The following is a 16425-nucleotide window of genomic DNA, read 5'->3' on the forward strand; positions in this document are numbered from 1 at the left end:
GTAGTGCCGGTCGCAGCCGGCCGGGTGCCCGCCGCGATCGGATGCCGCTCTGGCGCTGCGGACGGGCCCCGGGCGGCACCACCCTCGCCGACATCCAGCTCATGCGCGCCACCGCCTCTCCGCACGTCCAGGTCAAGGCCGCCGGCGGCGTCCGTACCCTCGATACCCTGCTCACCCTGCACCAGGCCGGGGCGACCCGGTTCGGCGCGACCGCCACCGAGGCAATCCTCGACGACTACGCCGCCCGCGAACGCGGGGAGCAACCCGCCACCGTGGGGACCCCGGCGGAGGCGACTACTGAGACGTGATCGCAGCAGGTCGGCGCCGTCGACGCTGGTGTCCCCGGCGCGGAGTACTCGCGGCGTTGGTCCGCGGCGTACGGCGATCAGAACGGGCGTACCGCGGGTGGCATACCCGGGAAGTCTGCCGACTCGCTCACGGACGCCCATTTCTCCACGTCGTCGAGCGCGCCACGGTAGGCGCGGGTGAGATTGCGAACCGCCTCGGCGCCGAGTGGGAGCCGGAGCGGCGCGTCGGGGGTGTCGAGCATGTCGCGGATCACCCGGGCGGCGCGTGCCGGGTCGCCCTCCTGAATGCCGTCGGCTTCGGCCATGTTCGCGCGTACGGCACCCACGACATCGTCGTAGATCGAGATCTGGGGCGCCGCGTGGAGCACGTCAGTGGCATTGAACGCGGTGCGGAAGCGACTGGGCTCGACGATCAGGACGCGGATGCCGAACGGCGCGACCTCGCGCGCAAGCGCCTCCGACCAGCCCTCGAGCGCGAACTTGCCCGCCGAGTAGCTGCCGACGCCGGGGAACGACATCCGCCCGCCCTGGCTACTCATCTGCACGATCGCGCCCGAGCGACGCTCCCGCAGGTGGGGCAGCACCGCACGCACGTAGGCGGCCGGGCCGAACAGGTGCTGCTCGATCATGGCCCGCAGCGCGGTATCCGTGATCTCCTCGGCGGCCCCGACCTGTCCGGCGCCGGCATTGTTGACGAGCACGTCGACGCGCCCGAACACCTCCAGCGCCCGCTGTACGACCGAGGCCGCTCCCGCCGTGTCGCGCACATCGTGCTCGACGGCGAGGAGCCGATCCCCGTATCGCGCCCTGAGCCCTTCGAACCGGTCGGCCCGCCGCGCGGTTCCGATCACATGCTCGCCGGCCGCGAGCGCCGCCTCGGCGAGTGCCAGGCCGAGGCCCGAACTCGCGCCCGTGATGATCCAGGTCTTCGTCTCGGTCGTCGTGGTCATGGCCCCGACGCTAAAGCTTCGAGCGCGCTCGAAAGCAAACCGCGCTCAGCCCGAGTTGCTGGTTAGAAGCGTGTTGCCAGATCGAATTCCAGCAGCGCGCTTCGGCTTGGTCGACAACCGCGCGCAGCCGGGCGGTTGTCGTGGCATGCGTTCGGCGAAGGCTGGTGAAAGCACTGCGCGTCGCGCTCTGCCTGCCTCTCTATTATCTCATGGAGACTATTTCCACCTACCACAGGTGGCGGATTCCGGCCGGTCCGGTGACGGCTAGGGTGCCTCGCATGCTTACTGGTGAAGAGGATTTCGTTCGTTCCGGTCGGATTCGTCTGTGGACTGAGCGTTTCGGTCGTCCTGATGACCCCACCATCTTGTTGATCATGGGCACCTCTACGCAGGGCATCGGCTGGCCCGACGAGTTTGTGGAAGTTCTCGTGAACAACGGCCGGCAGGTGATCCGGTTCGATCACCGTGATACCGGCCGTTCCGACTCCGTCGATTTCGCTACGCATCCGTATGCGCTCGCCGACATGGCAGCCGACACGGCCGCCGTTCTGGACGCTTACGGCGTCACGGACGCGCACATCGTCGGGACCTCGCTGGGCGCGGCGATCGGCCAGTGGCTCGCCGTGCATCAGCCGGCCCGCGTCCGCACGCTGACCGCGATGGCTTCCTCTCCGATGGGGAACAATCCGGGCCCGGCGTGGGCCAAAGCGATGGCAGGCCAACCGGCTGCGGCTGACGAACTCCCGCCCCCGACGGCGCGGTTCCTCAGCCATCTCATGGCCTCCGCGAAAGCACCTCGTACGACGGCCCAGCAGCGCGTGGACGCCGACGTGCAGACCTGGCGAGTGCTCAACGGCGATGTCCTGCCCTTCGACGAGCGCGCCGCGCGGCAGTTTGTCGAACACAGCTACGCCCGGGCCAACAACCTCGCTGCCGCCTCCAACCACGATCTGGCCGGTCGACACTGGGACGACGACCGGCGAGCCTCCTTGTCGCGTATCACCGCCGCCACCTTGGTCTTGCACGGCAGCGATGACCCGCTGTTCCCCCAAGCCCACGGTGAAGCCCTCGTGGCGCAGATCCCGACGGCCCACCTAGAGATCGTGCCGGGAATGGGTCACCACCCGTTCTTCTCCCCGGGCCTCACCGAGCGGATCGCCGGCTCGATCATCCGCCACACCACCTGATTCCACACCGCCCGGGCCACCCCATCGGCAGTGGGGCATGGTCCCGCTGATCTGCGTGCTCAACCCCTACCGGGATCCGGGCGGTCGCCGCCGGTGAGCACGGCCACCGCGAGGAGGAGCTTTGCGACGTGCGGCGTCGATATCTGAACCCGGAGCTGCTCCGGGCGCTGGCGATCGAGATCGCCAGCGCCACCTTCGGGGCCCGGCGGCAGAGCATCTGGGGTGTCGGGTCGACCGCCGCGGCGTCCGACTCGACGCACTTCGGGGCGTTGCGGATCTCCCGGCGGTTGGACCGTGACGATCAGGGGGTGAGGACCACCTTGCCCCGGACGTGGCCGCCCTCGCTCAACCGGTGTGCCGCCGCCGCCTGCGCGAGGCCTAGGACGTGCGTCACGTCCACCCGGACCTGGCCCCGTTCGGCGAGCCGCCTCAAGTCGTCGAGGTCGGTGGCCGAGGGGTGCACCTGAACGGTCTCGAACCGCACGCCGCGTCGCCGCGCGTCCTGCGGCGTGAGCCCGGGACGGTCCCAGACCGCGCCGACCAGGATCCCGCCCGGCGACAACGTCTCCAGCGACCGGGGGCCGTAGGAGTCGCCGATGGTGTCCAGCACGATGTCGACGTCCTTGACCGCGGTGGCGAAGTCTTCGACCGTGTAGTCGACCAGTTCGTCGACGCCGAGCCCGGCGAGGTAGCCGTGGTTGGCCGCGCGGGCGGTGCCGATCACGTGGGCCCCGTGGGCCTTGGCGATCTGCACCGCGAGGTGCCCAACCCCGCCCGCCGCCGCGTGTACCAGAACCCGCTGGCCAGCCTCGACCCGGGCGATGTGCACCAACGCCTGCCAAGCGGTGAGTCCGACCGAGGCCAGCGCCGCGGCGTCGACGTGCGAGAGCCGTTCGGGCCGGGGCGCGAGGTCGGCGGCGGGGGCCCGGGCGTACTCGGCGTAGGCGCCGACGAACGGTGTCGGCATCCCGAAGACGTCGTCGCCGGGACGGAACCGGGTGACCCGGTCGCCGACGGCCTCGACGGTGCCGGACAGGTCGAACCCGGGGACGAATGGCAGGTCCACCGGCAGCGCGGCGAGGTGCGAGCGGATCTTCCAGTCCGCCGGGTTCACACTCGCGGCGCGGATCCGGACCAGAACGTCATCGGGGCCCGGCGTGGGCCGGTGTACCTCGGTGTACTCCAGCACGTCCGGGCCGCCGAAGGCCTGCTGACGAACGGCTTTCATGTGAGCTGGCATGCGCTCCGCCTCTCCATGGCAATGGGCAGGAGTCGACCGTATTGCCGCTGGTCGAGACGCGACAGCACGCCACGTCTGCGATTCATTGCTGTGCGTCTCACCGGCGAGACGGAGCTACCATCCGGTCATGGATGTGCTCGGCGACGCCATCGCGGCGATGCGGGTTGGCCGCCCGGGCTCGACCCGCAGTGACCTGGCCGCGCCCTGGGGGCTGCGGTTCGACAAGATTCCCGGTGCCGGTTTCCATGTGGTGCTCCAGGGCTCGTGCTGGTTGCTGCTGCGCCACGGCAAGCCGATCGCACTGGGCCCGGGCGACGTGGTCTTCCTGCGCAGCGGGCGCGGGCACGGCCTGGCCGACGATCCGGCCACACCACTCGGGCCGTTCCCCGCGGCGGGTTCCGCCGAGCTGACGGCCGACGGCCCGGGTCCGCGTACGGTGCTGCTGTGCGGGGCGTACCACCTCGACCACGCCCGCCCGCACCCGCTGATGCAGGACCTTCCCGAGGTCATCCACCTGCCGGCCCGGCCGGGCCGGCACCCGGCGTTGCGAAGCGCGGTCGATCTGCTCGGCCAGGAACTCGACGCGGAGAACGCCGGTGCCGGCGTCCCGCCGCTTGTGGACCTGCTGCTGCTGTACATCCTGCGCGCCTGGTTCGACGACCGGGCCGCCCGGGGTGACGTCGGCGGATGGGCGCTCGCTCTGCGCGATCCGTCGATCTCCGCCGCTCTGGAGGCCATTCACGGTGAGCTCGGCCGGGCATGGACGGTCGCCGAGTTGGGCGCGCGCGGCGGGCTGTCCCGGGCCACCTTCGCCCGTCGGTTCACCGAAACAGTGGGGCGCCCGCCGATGGCCTACCTGACCTGGTGGCGGATGACCACGGCCGCCCGCCATCTGATCGACACCGACGACTCGGTGCACACGGTTGCGACCCGGGCCGGGTACCGGTCGGAGTTCGCGTTCGCCAGAGCCTTCAAACGGGAGTTCGGCAAGGCACCCGGCCGGTACCGGAACCTTTTCTCCTAGGCCACCTCTGGTCCGCCCGTTCGTCCGGCTGCTGACCGAGATCCGCGGCGGCCTGCCCACTTTGCCGCATGGATTAATGAATTGCAGGAAACTTGAATCCATTAATCTTCCACGCAAACGCCGCAAATCCACCACGCACCATAATGACAGTTCTTGTGCGTAATGGCATGGCCTGGTGCAAGGATTGATGGCACGTCCAAGCCAACCGACGAGGCACCGCAGCACCCCGCTCTGGGACCGGGGCCCGATTCCGAGCTGACGTGGCTGCTCCACCGGGCGGCCCAGCGGATGCACGCACTCGTCGGCGCGGAGGCGGAACGCCACGGCCTGTCGCTGCGCGACCACATCGTCCTGAGCGATCTGCACAAGACCGCCGATCTCACCCAGGTCGAACTCGGGCAGGCCCTCGGCATGGACAAGACGACTCTGGCCGCGGAGATCGACCGACTCGAGCGCATGGAACTCGTCTCACGCCGCGTCAACCCGCGAGACCGGCGGGCCCGCATCATCGCCATCACCCCGAAGGGCGAGGATGCGCGGGCGGCGATCGCTGCCGGCGCCGAAGCTCGCGAGGCCGACGCGGTCCGGCCCATCCCGGCGGCCGAGGTCGCACAGCTACGCCGGGCTCTTTACCTCATCATCGGCACGGCCGAAGACGCGGGATCGTGCATATGAACGCCTCCGAGAACGCGGCCGACCGCATCGCCGCCGTCCGAGCCCCGTACGCCCGGGAGGTGGCCTGGACCTGAGGCGGAGGGTTCCGGCTGACGCGGGTACCACCCGGGGCCTGGCGGGTCGGGTCAGCCGCGGGTGTTCCAGACCAGGGGTGCTCCGCGGATCCATGCGTCGTCCTCGATCGTCTGGACGAGGAACTGGGCGAGGTCGACGCGGTTGATCCGTGCGCCGGGCTGTTCGGTGCCGGCCTCGGCAGCCCGCACGGGGCCACCGGCGGGCTTGTCGGTCAGGGTTACGGCGCGGACCAGGGTCCAGTCGATGCCGGACGAGGCGCGGACGACCTGGTCGACGCCCGTGTGGTCCGCGAAGCCGACCTTGATGTTCGACAGCTTGATGAACGCCCTGACCAGCGGATTGAGCCTGGCCCAGTCGTCGCCCGCGCCCTGCGTGGACGTCAACACGATGCGGCGGATGCCCTGCTCGCCCATGACGGTGAGAGTGTGGCGGGTGGCGGCGGTCATGAACCTCGGCGGGCTGACCGGCTTGGCCCACGGGTTGTCGGAGGCGCGGCCGTTGTTCAACACGCTGATCACCCCCTCGGCGCCTTCGGCAGCCCGGCGGATGTCGTCGATGTTCGCAGGGGTGCCCTGGATCAGCTCGACGCCGACCGGTGCCTGCACCCTGTCGGGGTTGCGGACGAGGGCGCGGACGCTGTGGCCGCGCTGAGCTGCGTACGCCAGCACGTGAGCGCCGGTGCGGCCACTGCCGCCGAAGACCAGGAGGTTACTCATGGTGATCAGATGCCTTTCGCGTAGTTCGCGGTCGGGGACGGCGCAGCCGTCCGTCACCTCGGCCTAAATACCCTCACTCATCACGTATATCCATTTCCTACTACTTGTTCGTAACGCAACGATAGGCCAGCATGGAGGGCGATACAAAAGGCACACCGGTGTGCGTACCGGAGAGGAATGTGCGCCATGGAAGCGGGCGACGGAGCAGGGGTGACGGCAGGAGCGGCGGCGATCGGGCCGTGTGCGACCATCCCCGCCGAGCACATGGATTTCATCCGACAGACCCTCGACCGCGTCGGCGACAAGTGGAGCCTGCTGATCATCGCGGTCCTGGAGCCAGGACCGCTGCGCTACACCGACCTGCAACGTCAGGTCCCCGGCATTTCCCAGCGCATGCTCAGCCTCACTCTTCGCCAGCTCGGGCAGGACGGCCTGATCACCCGCACCGCCTACGCCGAGGTCCCTCCGCGCGTCGAGTACATCCTCGCCCCGCTGGGCCGCGGCCTACACGAGATCGTCACCTCGCTGATCGGCTGGGCCGCCGACCACCACGACGAGATTCGTGCCAATCGCGAGCGCGCCGCAACGCCCCGTGGTCGCTGATGCGGGCTGTGCCGGCGGTTGCTCGGCTCGACTCAGACCCGATAACCGGCCTTGGCCGCCGCCACCTCGGCGGCACGCCGCTCACGCCAGCGCCGCTGGGCGTCACTGTTGCAGCGCCGGCACACCTTCCGGAATCGTCCGGTTGCGGGGTCGATCTCCCGGCCGTGCCCGTTGCGGCACTTCGGCTGCTGCTGACGCTCCCGGCAGTTGTCGGCATGGCTGAGCTGACGCAGGTGGGTCGGCTCGATGCAGTCAGGAACACCACAGTCGTGATGCACGTCGAGGTCCGGCCGGTAGCCGCCGACGAAGACCACGTAGGCGGCGACGTGTGCCCAGGCGCGCCCGGCGAGCTTCTGATGGACCCCACGCCGCCCGCCGTAGCCACGAACGACGAGGCAGCCCGAGGGTAGCCGCTCCGACCGGTCCAGAAGGTAGGCCCGCAGCGACTCCTCGGTGAAGTGCCGGGACAACCCGGTGACGTCAGACAGCATGCGGCGAGCGTACGAAGCCCCGGTGACAAGACAGCCGCCCCCTAGTCGCGGGAGGCGGCCGTCTGTCCTCAGCGTTGCGTGCGGTCGTCGATCTCGGTGCCCGACTCGCCGGGCCGGGCTCCGATCGCCTCCTCGGCGGCCCGGCCGCCGGTGCTCTCGTCACCCTGCCGCAGGGAGCTGCGGGGCAGCCCGGCCAGGTGCGCCGGATCCTCGATCGGCTGATCGGGCCAGTCGTCCTGGGTGCCGTCGGCCAGCCCGGCCCGGCGCAACACCTCGACCAGGTCGTCGTGCGACAGGCGCTCGGCATCCGAAATCCCGGCCCCACGCGCCATCGACTGCAGCGTCTTCAGGTCTTCGCTCGCGAATGTCTCGGCCATGCCGGAGCCTTCCCGGCGCCCAAGACAAGGAAACCCACCCGTGCCCGGCCCCGCCCGTACGCTTTGTCCCGCGGTGGGTGCTCCTGTTGCCGGAACGGGCCCGACATCCGGTACGCGGCGGTCCGCTCAACGGCGGGCGGGTTTGCGTTCCGGACGGGGACGTCCGCGCTCCGGGTCGACGCCGACCTGGACGGCGAAGGCCGGATCGACGGCGAGCAGCGGCCGGGGGCCGAACAGCGCCATCGCGGTCAGCAGCGCGTCGGTGTCCCGGCCGGCCCAGGTGGGGCGGCGTTCGGGGTCCAGGTCGGCGTGCTCGCGGCGTAGCCGGCGCAGCAGCCGGCGGGCGGCGGCGCCGGTCTCCGGCACCTCGGTCAGCCACCAACCGGCAAGCGCGGTGGCGAGGCAGCACAGCAGCAGCCCGGCGACCGAGGCCGGACCACCTGCGGTACGTCCCTCGACGGCGCTGTCCAGCAGCCGGGCCACGCCGACCGCGGCGACCAGGAACAGGGGCACGGTGCCCAGGGCGACCCGCCGCCGTTGGGCGCGGGTGAGCAGCCAGCCGTCGCGGACCAGCCGGCCGACCATCCGGCGCAGCGCCCGGCCGACGTCGGGGTCGGCGAGGACCGCGGCCCAGGTCTGCGGGCGGCGCAGCGCGGTGTGCAGGGCGCGGACCAGTGCGGCCGGCCGGGGCGGCGGCGGGCCCTCGGCGTGGAGGGTGGCGAGTTCACCGACGGTCACCCCGCCGGCGCGGCGCAGCGCGGCCACGCCGACCTGGCAGGCCAGCAGCGCCCGGTCGGTGAGGTACGCCAACTCGACCTGGTCGGGTGTCGCGCCGCGGGTCCGGCGGCCGGTCGACTCGCGTACCGCCAGGGCGACGGCGGCGGCCACGGCGACGGCGGCCAGGTAGTCGAGGAGGAAGAGCGACCCGCTGACACCCCAGAGCATGGCGACAAGTATGGCCCGCGGTGATCAGTAGGCGTGCCGGACCTCGGTGTCCCAGATCTGGCCCCACGGGCGGCGCAGGCCCCGGCACAGATAGATCGGTTCGCCGTTCTCGTCGTTGTCGACGTCGACCCGCTGGTCGACCCGGCCGGCCTCGGTCACCTCGGTGAACCAGCCGCGTAGCTGGTCGGGGCGGGACCACCCGACGGCGATCACCACGTCGGCGGCGTCGGGTGGCCGGCCGAACGCGGCCATGCTGTTGTGCCCGGAGTAGGCGCGGGGCAGGCCCCGGGCCGGGCCGTAGCGGGCCAACGCGCCGGCCTCGCCGTAGTTGCCGGTGAGCACGACCGCGCGGTCACGCTCGGTCGGCGGCAGCGCCCGGTGCACGGCGGCGACCGAGTCGGCGAACGCCGGCCAGCCGATCGTCTCACCGGTGTCGTAGTTCACGGCGACCACGAAGCCGGGCAGCCGGTCGGCCGGCAGGAGGGGCAGCAACAGCACCGCGCTGCCGGCCACCATCAGCACGGCGGTGACGGCGAGCAGCGCCTGCCGGGCGCGGTGCGCTCCGCGCCGGGCCCACTCGACGGTGGGCACCGTGCCGGCCGCGGTGAGCACCAGCAGCAGCGGCGCGTCGTAGTAGCCCTTGCCCCCGGCCAGCACCACGATCGCGAGCACCACCAGCCACGCCCAGGCGAGCGCGCGGTAGGCGGCCCAGGCCGGGCGACGCAGCAACGCGACCAGCCCGGCCACCCACACCGCGACCGCGAACGGACTGATGATGACCAGGTGTAGCACGGCCGCGTCGGCCCGTCCGCTGTAGGAGCTGTCGCCGCCGGCGATGGTGGAGGCGACGGGGAGCTGCGGGAAGCCGTGCGCGGCCTGCCACGTCACGTAGGGCGCGGCGAACAGCACGGCGATCGCCGCGCCGGTGCGGACCCACCGGTCGCGCAGCAGCGGGCGGGGCCCGGCGATCAGCACGCCGGCGACCAGGCCGACGCCGAGCAGCGCGGGCAGCGGCTTGTTGAGCATTCCCACCCCGAGGGCGAGGCCGGCGCCGAGCGCCCACCGGGTGTCACAGGTGCGCAGCACCCGCGTGACGCAGAGCGCGGCGACCAGCCACACCAGCAGGTCGACGGTGGTGGTGCTGAGCAGGTGGCCGCCGGCCAGGACGATGCCGGAGGCGGCGGCGAGGACGGCCGCGGCCGACTGCGCGGCGCGGTCGGCGCCGAGTTGCCTGGCGATCGCCGCGACGAGCACCACCGCGGCGCCGCCGATCAGCGCCGACGGGGTACGCAGCAGCACCAGGTTGCCCGGCGCGATCGTGTCGGCGACGCGGGCCAGGGCGGGCACGAGCGGCCCCTGGTCGACGAAGCCCCAGTCGAGGTGCCGCCCGCACAGCAGGAAGTAGAGCTCGTCGCGGTGGTAGCCGTAGCGGCCGGCGAGCAGCAGCAACACGGCGGTGACGGCCGCGCCGACCAGCCAGGGCGCCGTCGCTCGCGGCCCGGCGGGTGGCGGCCCGGTGGGCGTGGCGGCGTTGGGGCGATCGACGTCGGTGACGGATTCGGCCACCCGCCCATGATGGCCCGCCGGGCGGCATCGGCGCTGCCCCGCCGGCCCGGGTGGTCGAGAATAGGTGGTGCGACGTTCCCGGCCGGCGCTAGCGTGCCGGCGATGCGCATCCGTGACTGCACCGACGCCGACTGGCGTCACATCTGGCCGGTCGTCGAGGACGTCATCACCGCCGGCGACACCTTCGTCTACGACCCGGCGTGGCCCGCCGAGGTGGCGCGCGAGGTGTGGATGGAACGCCCGCCGGGGCGTACCTCGGTGGCGGTCGACGACGACGGCACGGTGCTCGGCACCGCGAAGATGGGCGCCAACCGGCCCGGGCCGGGTTCGCACGTGGCGACGGCGAGCTTCATGGTCTCCGCCGCCGCCCGCGGCCGGGGCGTCGGCCGGGCGCTGTGCGAGGACGCGCTGGACTGGACCCGCCGGCAGGGTTTCGCCGCGATGCAGTTCAACGCCGTGGCGGAGACCAACACCGCGGCCGTGGCGCTCTACCTGCGGCTGGGCTTCACCGTGATCGGCACCGTGCCGGAGTCGTTCGCCCATCCGAGGCTCGGTCGGGTGGGACTGCACGTCATGCACCGGTTCCTGTGACCGGCCACGGTGGGCACGTCCGAGCCGGCCGGAGAGTGTCGGGGGTCGCGGCTAGGTTCGCCCGGACGACAGCCGCCGAAGGAGCCTCGCCATGACCACGCTCACCGACCGCCCGCACACCGCCCTGCTCGTCATCGACGTGCAGAACGGGGTAGTGGGCGACGCTCACGACCGCGACCGGGTGGTCGCCAACATCGCCGCCCTGGTCGACCGGGCCCGCGATGCCGGTGTCCCGGTCGTCTGGGTGCAGCACCGCGCCGAGCACCTGCCGGCCGACAGCGAGCCGTGGCAGATCGTGCCGGAGCTGACGCGCCGCGACGGCGAGCCGCTTGTGCACAAGACCTACGGCGACTCGTTCGAGGGCACCGACCTGGAGCGGGTGCTCGCCGCCGCGCGCGTGGGCCGGCTGATCGTGACCGGCGCGCAGACCGACGCCTGTGTCCGCTCGACGCTGCACGGGGCGTTCACCAGGGGCTACGACGCCACGCTTGTCGCCGACGCGCACACCACCGAGGACCTGTCCGCCTACGGCGCGCCGCCGCCGGCGCAGGTCATCGCGCACACCAACCTCTACTGGGGTTTTCAGAGCGCCCCGGGCCGCACCGCCGGTACGGTCGACACCGCCGACGTCGACTTCGCCGCCACCGTCCCGGCCTGACCCGCCACCGTCCCGGCCTGACCGTCCGGGCACCCGGACGGAAAACGCCTGGCCGTCTCCGGTGGCCGGTGGCAGGCTGCCGGTCATGACCGCTCAAGCTCTGGCGGGGGCGCTCGCCGACGAGCGTCGCCGCGTCGCGTTCGCCGCGATCGCGCTCGGCGCCCGGGACGTGCCCGCCGTGGTGGCCCGCACCGGCCTGTCCGCCCGCGACGCCGCCACCGCCGTGCGCCGGCTCACCGACGCGGGTGTGCTTGTCGACGGCGCCCCCGGGCTGCGGGTCGACGGTGACCGGTTGCGCGAGTTCGCCCGGGCCGGCGCGGCGGCACCGGCGGCGCCGGCGGCCGACCCGCGCGAGTCGACCCTGCGCACGTTCCTGCGCGACGGCGCGCTGACCCGGCTGCCGGCGCAGCGCGGTCGCCGGCGGGTGCTGCTGGAACACATCACCGAGCGCAGCTTCGAGGTGGGGCGGCGCTACCCGGAGCGGGCAGTGGACGACCTGCTGCGTCCCTGGTGCGCCGGCGGCGAGGCAGATCACGTGACGCTACGCCGCTACCTGATCGACGACATGCTGCTCACCCGCGAGCACGGCGTCTACTGGCGGACCGGCCCGCCGGTGCGGGTTGACGGCGTGGCGGCGTCGCGCTAAAAAAGAAATCGGGAAGTTGAGTCACCCCGACTCAACACGAGCCCTTGGGTCAGGAGAACCGAGGAGGCAGAGCCATGTTGATGCGTACCGACCCGTTCCGTGAGATCGACCGGATCGCCGAGCAGTTCTTCGGCACCACCGCCCGCCCGGCGGTGATGCACCTGGACGCCTACCGCGACGGCGACCACTTCTACGCCGCCTTCGACCTTCCCGGCGTCGATCCGGACAGCATCGACTGCACCGTCGAACGCAACGTGCTGACCGTCCGCGCCGAGCGACGCCGCCCCACCGGCGAAAAGGTCGAGCTGGTCGCCGCCGAGCGGCCGATGGGCACGTTCACCCGGCAGCTGTTCCTGGGTGACACGCTTGACACCGACCGGCTGGAGGCCGGCTACGACAACGGCGTGCTGACGCTGCGCATCCCGGTCGCCGAGCGCGCCAAGCCGCGCCGCATCACGGTCACCGCACCCGCCGAGAGCAACGGCCACCGGCAGCTCACCACCGCGTGAGCCTCAGGCCGACGCGGGGGACGCCGGAGCGCCGGCAGCCCCCGCGTCGGCGTCGGCGTCGGCGTCGGCCCGATAGAGCCGGGTCAGCGCCCGCGCGGTCGCGGCGAACCGGTCGCGCAGTTCCGCAGGCGCCAGCACCTCCACCTCGGCGCCGAGCTTGAGCAGCTCGGCGTGGGCGTGGCGCACCGACTCGATCGGCACGGTGGTCTCCAACCAGCCGTCCGGTCCGGGTTCGCCGGCCGCCGTCCGCGCCGCCCGGCTCATCTCCGGCGGGAAGACGTACGGCATGAACTCCAGCGCGGCGGCGGTGAGCCGGATCCGCGCCTGGTCGCGGTAGACGTCGCGTTCGTACCGGGCGGTCCACTCCCGCCAGTAGGCGGCCAGGTCGAACCCGTCCGGCCGCTCGTACCGCTCGTCGGTGACCGCCGCGTCGAGCACCGCGCCGACGCGGTAGGTGCGTATCTGGTCCCCGCATCGGGCGACCAGATACCACCGCCCGGCCTTGAGCACCACGCCCAGCGGGGCGACAAGTCGGGTCACCTCCCGTGGGGCGCGCCAACGCCGGTAGCGCAGCCGCACCAACCGGTCGTCCCACACCGCGCCGGCGAGCGTGGCCAGGTGTGGGGTGGCCTCCGGGTGGCGGAACCAGCCGGGCGCGTCCAGGTGGAACCGTTGCCGGATCCGGCCGCTGCGGTCGGCCAGGTCGTCCGGCAGCGCGGCGCGCACCTTCAGCTCGGCGGCGGCCACCACGGACGCCAGGCCCAGCTCCGCGGCGGGGCCGGGCAGGGCGGCGAGGAACAACGCCTCGGCCTCCGGGCCGGTGAGCCCGGTGAGCCGGGTCCGGTAGCCCTCCACCAGTCGGTAGCCGCCGGCCGGGCCCCGGTCGGCGTACACCGGGACGCCTGCGGCGCCGAGCGACTCGACGTCGCGGTACACGGTTCGCACCGACACCTCCAGGGCGTCGGCGAGTTCCTGGGCGGTCATCCGCCCCCGGGTCTGCAGGAGCAGCAGGAGGGAGACCAGCCGGCTGGCGCGCATCAGGTGACGGTAACCCGCGCCGGGAATCCGGTCGGCGGCGCGCCTCGTCGCGAAACGCCCCGCCGACTGAGAACCTTTCTCACATGCTGCGTCCCGAGGTGCTTCCCCGCGCGCGCCCCGCCCTGCCCGGCGGCCCGGCCGACTTCACCGAGGCGTGGCTGCGCAACCGCCGCCTGTCCGAGCACACCCGCGACGCCTACCGGCGGGACGTCACCGGTTGGCTGCGCTGGTGCGCCGAGCGCGGGCTGGAGCCGCTGCGGGTCACCTTCCTCGACGTCAACGCGTACGGCCGGGATCTGGAGGCCACCCCGCGCGGGCGTGACGGGCGCCCGCTCACCCCGGCCACCGTGGCCCGCCGGCTGTCCGCGCTGTCGAGTTGGTACGACTTCCTGGTCAAGCTGGGGGCGGTGCCGGCCAACCCGGTCGCCGCCGCCGACCGGCCCCGGGTCGACCGGGACCACTCCGCCACCGTCGGCCTGAGCCCGGACGAGGTCGACGCGCTGCTCGCCGCCGCCGAGGCCGACACCGGCCCGACCGCCGCCCGCAACCGGGCCGTCGTCGCGCTCCTGGCCGACCTGGGGCTGCGGGTCGGTGAGCTGGTCTCGCTGAACCTGGCCGACCTGGGCGCGGAGCGCGGTCACCGCAGCGTCCGCTTCGTCGGCAAGGGCGGCAAGGTACGCCGCCGCGCGCTCACCCCGGGCACCGCGTACGCGCTCGACGCCTATCTGGCCGACCGGGCCGCCACCCAGGGTGTGACGGTGCCGGAGCTGACCGGTCCGCTCCTTGTCACCGCCTCCGGCGGTCGGCTGGACCGGCACGCCGTGTTCCGGCTGGTGCGCCGCCTCGCACAGACCGCCGGGATCGCGGCCTGGGCGCGGTTGTCGCCGCACTCGCTGCGGCACGCGTTCGCCACGACGGCCCGCTCGGAGGGGGTGCCGCTGGAGGACGTGCAGGACGCGATGGGTCACGCCGATCCGCGCACCACCCGCCGCTACGACCGGGACCGGCACAACCTGGACCGCGACCCGGCGTACGCGATCTGGGCGGCCCGGGCCCGCCGGCGCGGATAATCCGTTGGCGGCAAGACCGGAGCACCGGGGCGCCGGCTGTCCGCCGCCTCGGTGCTCCGGTCAGCCGGGATCCCGGCCGGCCGATCAGAAGTTGGTCGTGAAGTTGTACAGCACCAGCGCGGTGTCGTCGAAGTACGGTGACGCCACCCAGGTCGCCCGATCGGCCCGGCTGTTGATGCCGTTGACCAGACCCCACTGCCCGTCGTAGTTGATCAGCCAAGAGCCGCCGCTCGCCCCGCCGGTGAAGTTGCACGGGGTGATCTTGATGGTCTGCGTCCACACCGCCGGGTTCTCCTGCACGGAGCTCGCGGCGCACTGCTTGAGCCGGCGGCCGTTGAACGGCGCCTCCGCCGGGTAGCCGAACGCGTTCATGAACTGGTTCACGCCGGCGTTGACCCACAGACCCTGCGCGCCGTACCGGTTGATGTGCTGGCCGCCCTGCGTGCCCATGACGGCCACGGCCATGTCCTCGGCGAAGTTCGAGTCGTTGATCCACGCCGTCATGGTCCACAGCCCCGTCGCGGTCCAGGTGCCGAGCGGGCGCGGGTTGGCCGCATCGCCGTTGTACGCCGGGACGAAGGTCCAGTTCGAGGCCAGGGTGCCGCCCCGGCCGCCGTGGATGCAGTGACCGGCGGTCCAGACCTCGTTGCCGGCGGCCGTGTTCACGATCGTGCCCGAGCAGACGTAGTTCTTGCCGTCCATGGTGAAGAAGACCTTGCCGGCCGTGAACGCGGTCGGGTGGCTGCTCGGCAGGTTGGGGTCGGTCGCCTGGGTCCCCATCCCCCCGGTGGTGGCGCCGCGGGCGGGCGGAACGATCAACTCCTGGCCGCTGTTACGCGGCGCGGGCGCGGATTTGAGGCCGGCCTGCGGCGCCGTCAGGGCGCGCCGGTACTGCTCGGACTCCTCGACCGGGCGCGCGGCGCGCATCCGCGCCGGGGTCCAGTACGCGGCCAGCACCGCGTCGCGCGACAGCCGCTGTCCCGCCGCCGCCTCTGCGGCCCGGGTCGCGTCAGCGGTGACCGTCGGGGTGAAGCCGGTGATCCCGGCGGCGGCGCCGGGCGCGTCGACCACCGCGTCGCGTTCGGCCGCGTCGGCCCCCGGTCCGACGATCAGCACGGGTACGACGACTGAGGCGATCGCCAGGGTCCGAAGGGCCCGTCGTGATCCGGTCGACCAAAGCTTCATCTGTGCGGTCCTCCCTTTCGCGGGGCGCCGCCTGTCGCAGCGCCTCTGCGTACCGAGACCCTGGGCCCTGCGGGCGTTCGGAGGGGCCGATCATGGACACCGCTGGACACGGCTGGACAGCAGCGCACCCGGGTCGGTGGTGGGCCGGGCGCGATGCGGGCCGCGGTCGCCCGCGGCCCGCATCGCCGAGTCAGTCCCGCGGGCGTGGATACAGGCAGAACGGGTGCCCGACCGGGTCGAGCAGCACGATCCCCCGCTCGTCGCCGGGCTGGTGCTCCGGTCGGGTCGCGCCGGCCGCCAGCAGGTCCTTCTCCGCGACCGCCACATCGTCGACGTGCAGGTCCAGGTGGTAACGCTTGGCGCCGGTCTCGTCCGGCCAGGCCGGCGGCGCGTATCCGGGGACCAGGCCGAAGCCGATCGACGTGCCACCGGAGACGATCATGGCGTACTCGGCTTCGCTGTGGGTGATCTCCCAGCCGAGGGCATGGGCGTAGAAGGCCGCGTGCGCGGCCGGGTCGGAGCTGTCCAGGTTGACCATCGCGAGGTCGGCGTGCGTCGTCATGCCCGGCAG

General features: G+C 72.5%; 20 protein-coding genes and 1 pseudogene. 11 read left to right on the forward strand and 10 right to left on the reverse strand.

What is annotated here, in order from left to right; translation table 11 throughout:
- Positions 1-41: 41 nt before the first annotated feature.
- Positions 42-308, forward strand: a complete 267-nt coding sequence (locus SM450_RS08795) for a hypothetical protein (protein WP_474619191.1) — start codon at positions 42-44, stop codon at positions 306-308.
- Between the two features lie 77 nt (positions 309-385).
- On the opposite strand, the gene SM450_RS08800 is transcribed toward SM450_RS08795, so the two are convergent.
- Complete coding sequence (locus tag SM450_RS08800) at positions 386-1258, reverse strand: SDR family NAD(P)-dependent oxidoreductase (protein WP_474619192.1); 873 nt, start codon at positions 1256-1258, stop codon at positions 386-388.
- Positions 1259-1536: 278 nt separating this feature from the next.
- Between SM450_RS08800 and SM450_RS08805 the strand changes: the two genes are divergently transcribed.
- Both SM450_RS08805 and SM450_RS08810 read left to right on the forward strand, forming a co-directional pair.
- Positions 1537-2445 (forward strand): alpha/beta fold hydrolase, encoded by a 909-nt coding sequence (locus SM450_RS08805; protein WP_474619193.1) that lies wholly within the window; start codon positions 1537-1539, stop codon positions 2443-2445.
- Positions 2446-2510: 65 nt separating this feature from the next.
- Positions 2511-2702, forward strand: a pseudogene (locus tag SM450_RS08810) (Tn3 family transposase); the annotation flags it as partial.
- A gap of 44 nt (positions 2703-2746) precedes the next feature.
- Here the strand turns inward: SM450_RS08810 and SM450_RS08815 are convergent.
- On the reverse strand, positions 2747-3673 hold the full coding sequence (locus SM450_RS08815; protein ID WP_474619194.1) for an NADP-dependent oxidoreductase: 927 nt from the start codon (positions 3671-3673) through the stop codon (positions 2747-2749).
- Between the two features lie 139 nt (positions 3674-3812).
- On the opposite strand from SM450_RS08815, the gene SM450_RS08820 reads away from it, so the two are divergent.
- Both SM450_RS08820 and SM450_RS08825 read left to right on the forward strand, forming a co-directional pair.
- Positions 3813-4709 carry an AraC family transcriptional regulator gene (locus tag SM450_RS08820; protein ID WP_474619195.1) on the forward strand — a complete coding sequence of 299 codons (897 nt, stop codon included), beginning with the start codon at positions 3813-3815 and terminating at the stop codon, positions 4707-4709.
- Between the two features lie 288 nt (positions 4710-4997).
- The gene (locus SM450_RS08825) at positions 4998-5384 is read left to right on the forward strand and encodes a MarR family winged helix-turn-helix transcriptional regulator (RefSeq protein WP_474619196.1); all 387 of its coding nucleotides are present in this window, start codon (positions 4998-5000) and stop codon (positions 5382-5384) included.
- A gap of 125 nt (positions 5385-5509) precedes the next feature.
- Here SM450_RS08825 and SM450_RS08830 read toward each other — a convergent pair whose 3' ends face one another.
- On the reverse strand, positions 5510-6232 hold the full coding sequence (locus tag SM450_RS08830) for an NAD(P)-dependent oxidoreductase (RefSeq protein WP_474619197.1): 723 nt from the start codon (positions 6230-6232) through the stop codon (positions 5510-5512).
- Between the two features lie 129 nt (positions 6233-6361).
- Here SM450_RS08830 and SM450_RS08835 point away from each other — a divergent pair, with 129 nt between their 5' ends.
- Positions 6362-6778, forward strand: a complete 417-nt coding sequence (locus SM450_RS08835) for a winged helix-turn-helix transcriptional regulator (protein ID WP_474619198.1) — start codon at positions 6362-6364, stop codon at positions 6776-6778.
- 32 nt (positions 6779-6810) lie between these two features.
- Here the strand turns inward: SM450_RS08835 and SM450_RS08840 are convergent, their stop codons facing one another.
- The 4 genes from SM450_RS08840 to SM450_RS08855 all read right to left on the reverse strand — a co-directional run bounded on the left by SM450_RS08840 (position 6811) and on the right by SM450_RS08855 (position 10157).
- A complete protein-coding gene (locus tag SM450_RS08840; RefSeq protein WP_474619199.1) occupies positions 6811-7269 on the reverse strand; it encodes an HNH endonuclease in 459 nt (152 codons plus the stop codon).
- Between the two features lie 68 nt (positions 7270-7337).
- Complete coding sequence (locus tag SM450_RS08845) at positions 7338-7646, reverse strand: hypothetical protein (protein ID WP_474619200.1); 309 nt, start codon at positions 7644-7646, stop codon at positions 7338-7340.
- Between the two features lie 126 nt (positions 7647-7772).
- Positions 7773-8591 carry a TIGR04222 domain-containing membrane protein gene (locus tag SM450_RS08850; RefSeq protein ID WP_474619201.1) on the reverse strand — a complete coding sequence of 273 codons (819 nt, stop codon included), beginning with the start codon at positions 8589-8591 and terminating at the stop codon, positions 7773-7775.
- Between the two features lie 24 nt (positions 8592-8615).
- Positions 8616-10157: an ArnT family glycosyltransferase gene (locus SM450_RS08855; protein ID WP_474619202.1), complete on the reverse strand. Its 1542-nt coding sequence runs from the start codon at positions 10155-10157 to the stop codon at positions 8616-8618.
- A 102-nt stretch (positions 10158-10259) separates the two neighbouring features.
- Between SM450_RS08855 and SM450_RS08860 the strand changes: the two genes are divergently transcribed.
- The 4 genes from SM450_RS08860 (at position 10260) to SM450_RS08875 (ending at position 12561) form a co-directional block, all read left to right on the forward strand.
- Complete coding sequence (locus tag SM450_RS08860; RefSeq protein WP_474619203.1) at positions 10260-10748, forward strand: N-acetyltransferase family protein; 489 nt, start codon at positions 10260-10262, stop codon at positions 10746-10748.
- Between the two features lie 91 nt (positions 10749-10839).
- Positions 10840-11406, forward strand: a complete 567-nt coding sequence (locus tag SM450_RS08865) for an isochorismatase family protein (RefSeq protein WP_474619204.1) — start codon at positions 10840-10842, stop codon at positions 11404-11406.
- 85 nt (positions 11407-11491) lie between these two features.
- Positions 11492-12052 carry a DUF2087 domain-containing protein gene (locus SM450_RS08870; RefSeq protein ID WP_474619205.1) on the forward strand — a complete coding sequence of 187 codons (561 nt, stop codon included), beginning with the start codon at positions 11492-11494 and terminating at the stop codon, positions 12050-12052.
- 74 nt (positions 12053-12126) lie between these two features.
- On the forward strand, positions 12127-12561 hold the full coding sequence (locus SM450_RS08875; protein WP_474619206.1) for an Hsp20/alpha crystallin family protein: 435 nt from the start codon (positions 12127-12129) through the stop codon (positions 12559-12561).
- 3 nt (positions 12562-12564) lie between these two features.
- Here the strand turns inward: SM450_RS08875 and SM450_RS08880 are convergent, their stop codons facing one another.
- Positions 12565-13599 carry a helix-turn-helix transcriptional regulator gene (locus SM450_RS08880; RefSeq protein ID WP_474619207.1) on the reverse strand — a complete coding sequence of 345 codons (1035 nt, stop codon included), beginning with the start codon at positions 13597-13599 and terminating at the stop codon, positions 12565-12567.
- A gap of 83 nt (positions 13600-13682) precedes the next feature.
- On the opposite strand from SM450_RS08880, the gene SM450_RS08885 reads away from it, so the two are divergent.
- On the forward strand, positions 13683-14669 hold the full coding sequence (locus SM450_RS08885) for a tyrosine-type recombinase/integrase (protein ID WP_474619208.1): 987 nt from the start codon (positions 13683-13685) through the stop codon (positions 14667-14669).
- Positions 14670-14753: 84 nt separating this feature from the next.
- Here SM450_RS08885 and SM450_RS08890 read toward each other — a convergent pair whose 3' ends face one another.
- Complete coding sequence (locus SM450_RS08890; RefSeq protein ID WP_474619209.1) at positions 14754-15785, reverse strand: trypsin-like serine peptidase; 1032 nt, start codon at positions 15783-15785, stop codon at positions 14754-14756.
- A gap of 259 nt (positions 15786-16044) precedes the next feature.
- On the reverse strand, positions 16045-16416 hold the full coding sequence (locus tag SM450_RS08895) for a VOC family protein (RefSeq protein WP_474619210.1): 372 nt from the start codon (positions 16414-16416) through the stop codon (positions 16045-16047).
- Between the last annotated feature and the right edge of the window lie 9 nt (positions 16417-16425).

This window comes from Micromonospora marincola (genome assembly GCF_056150385.1).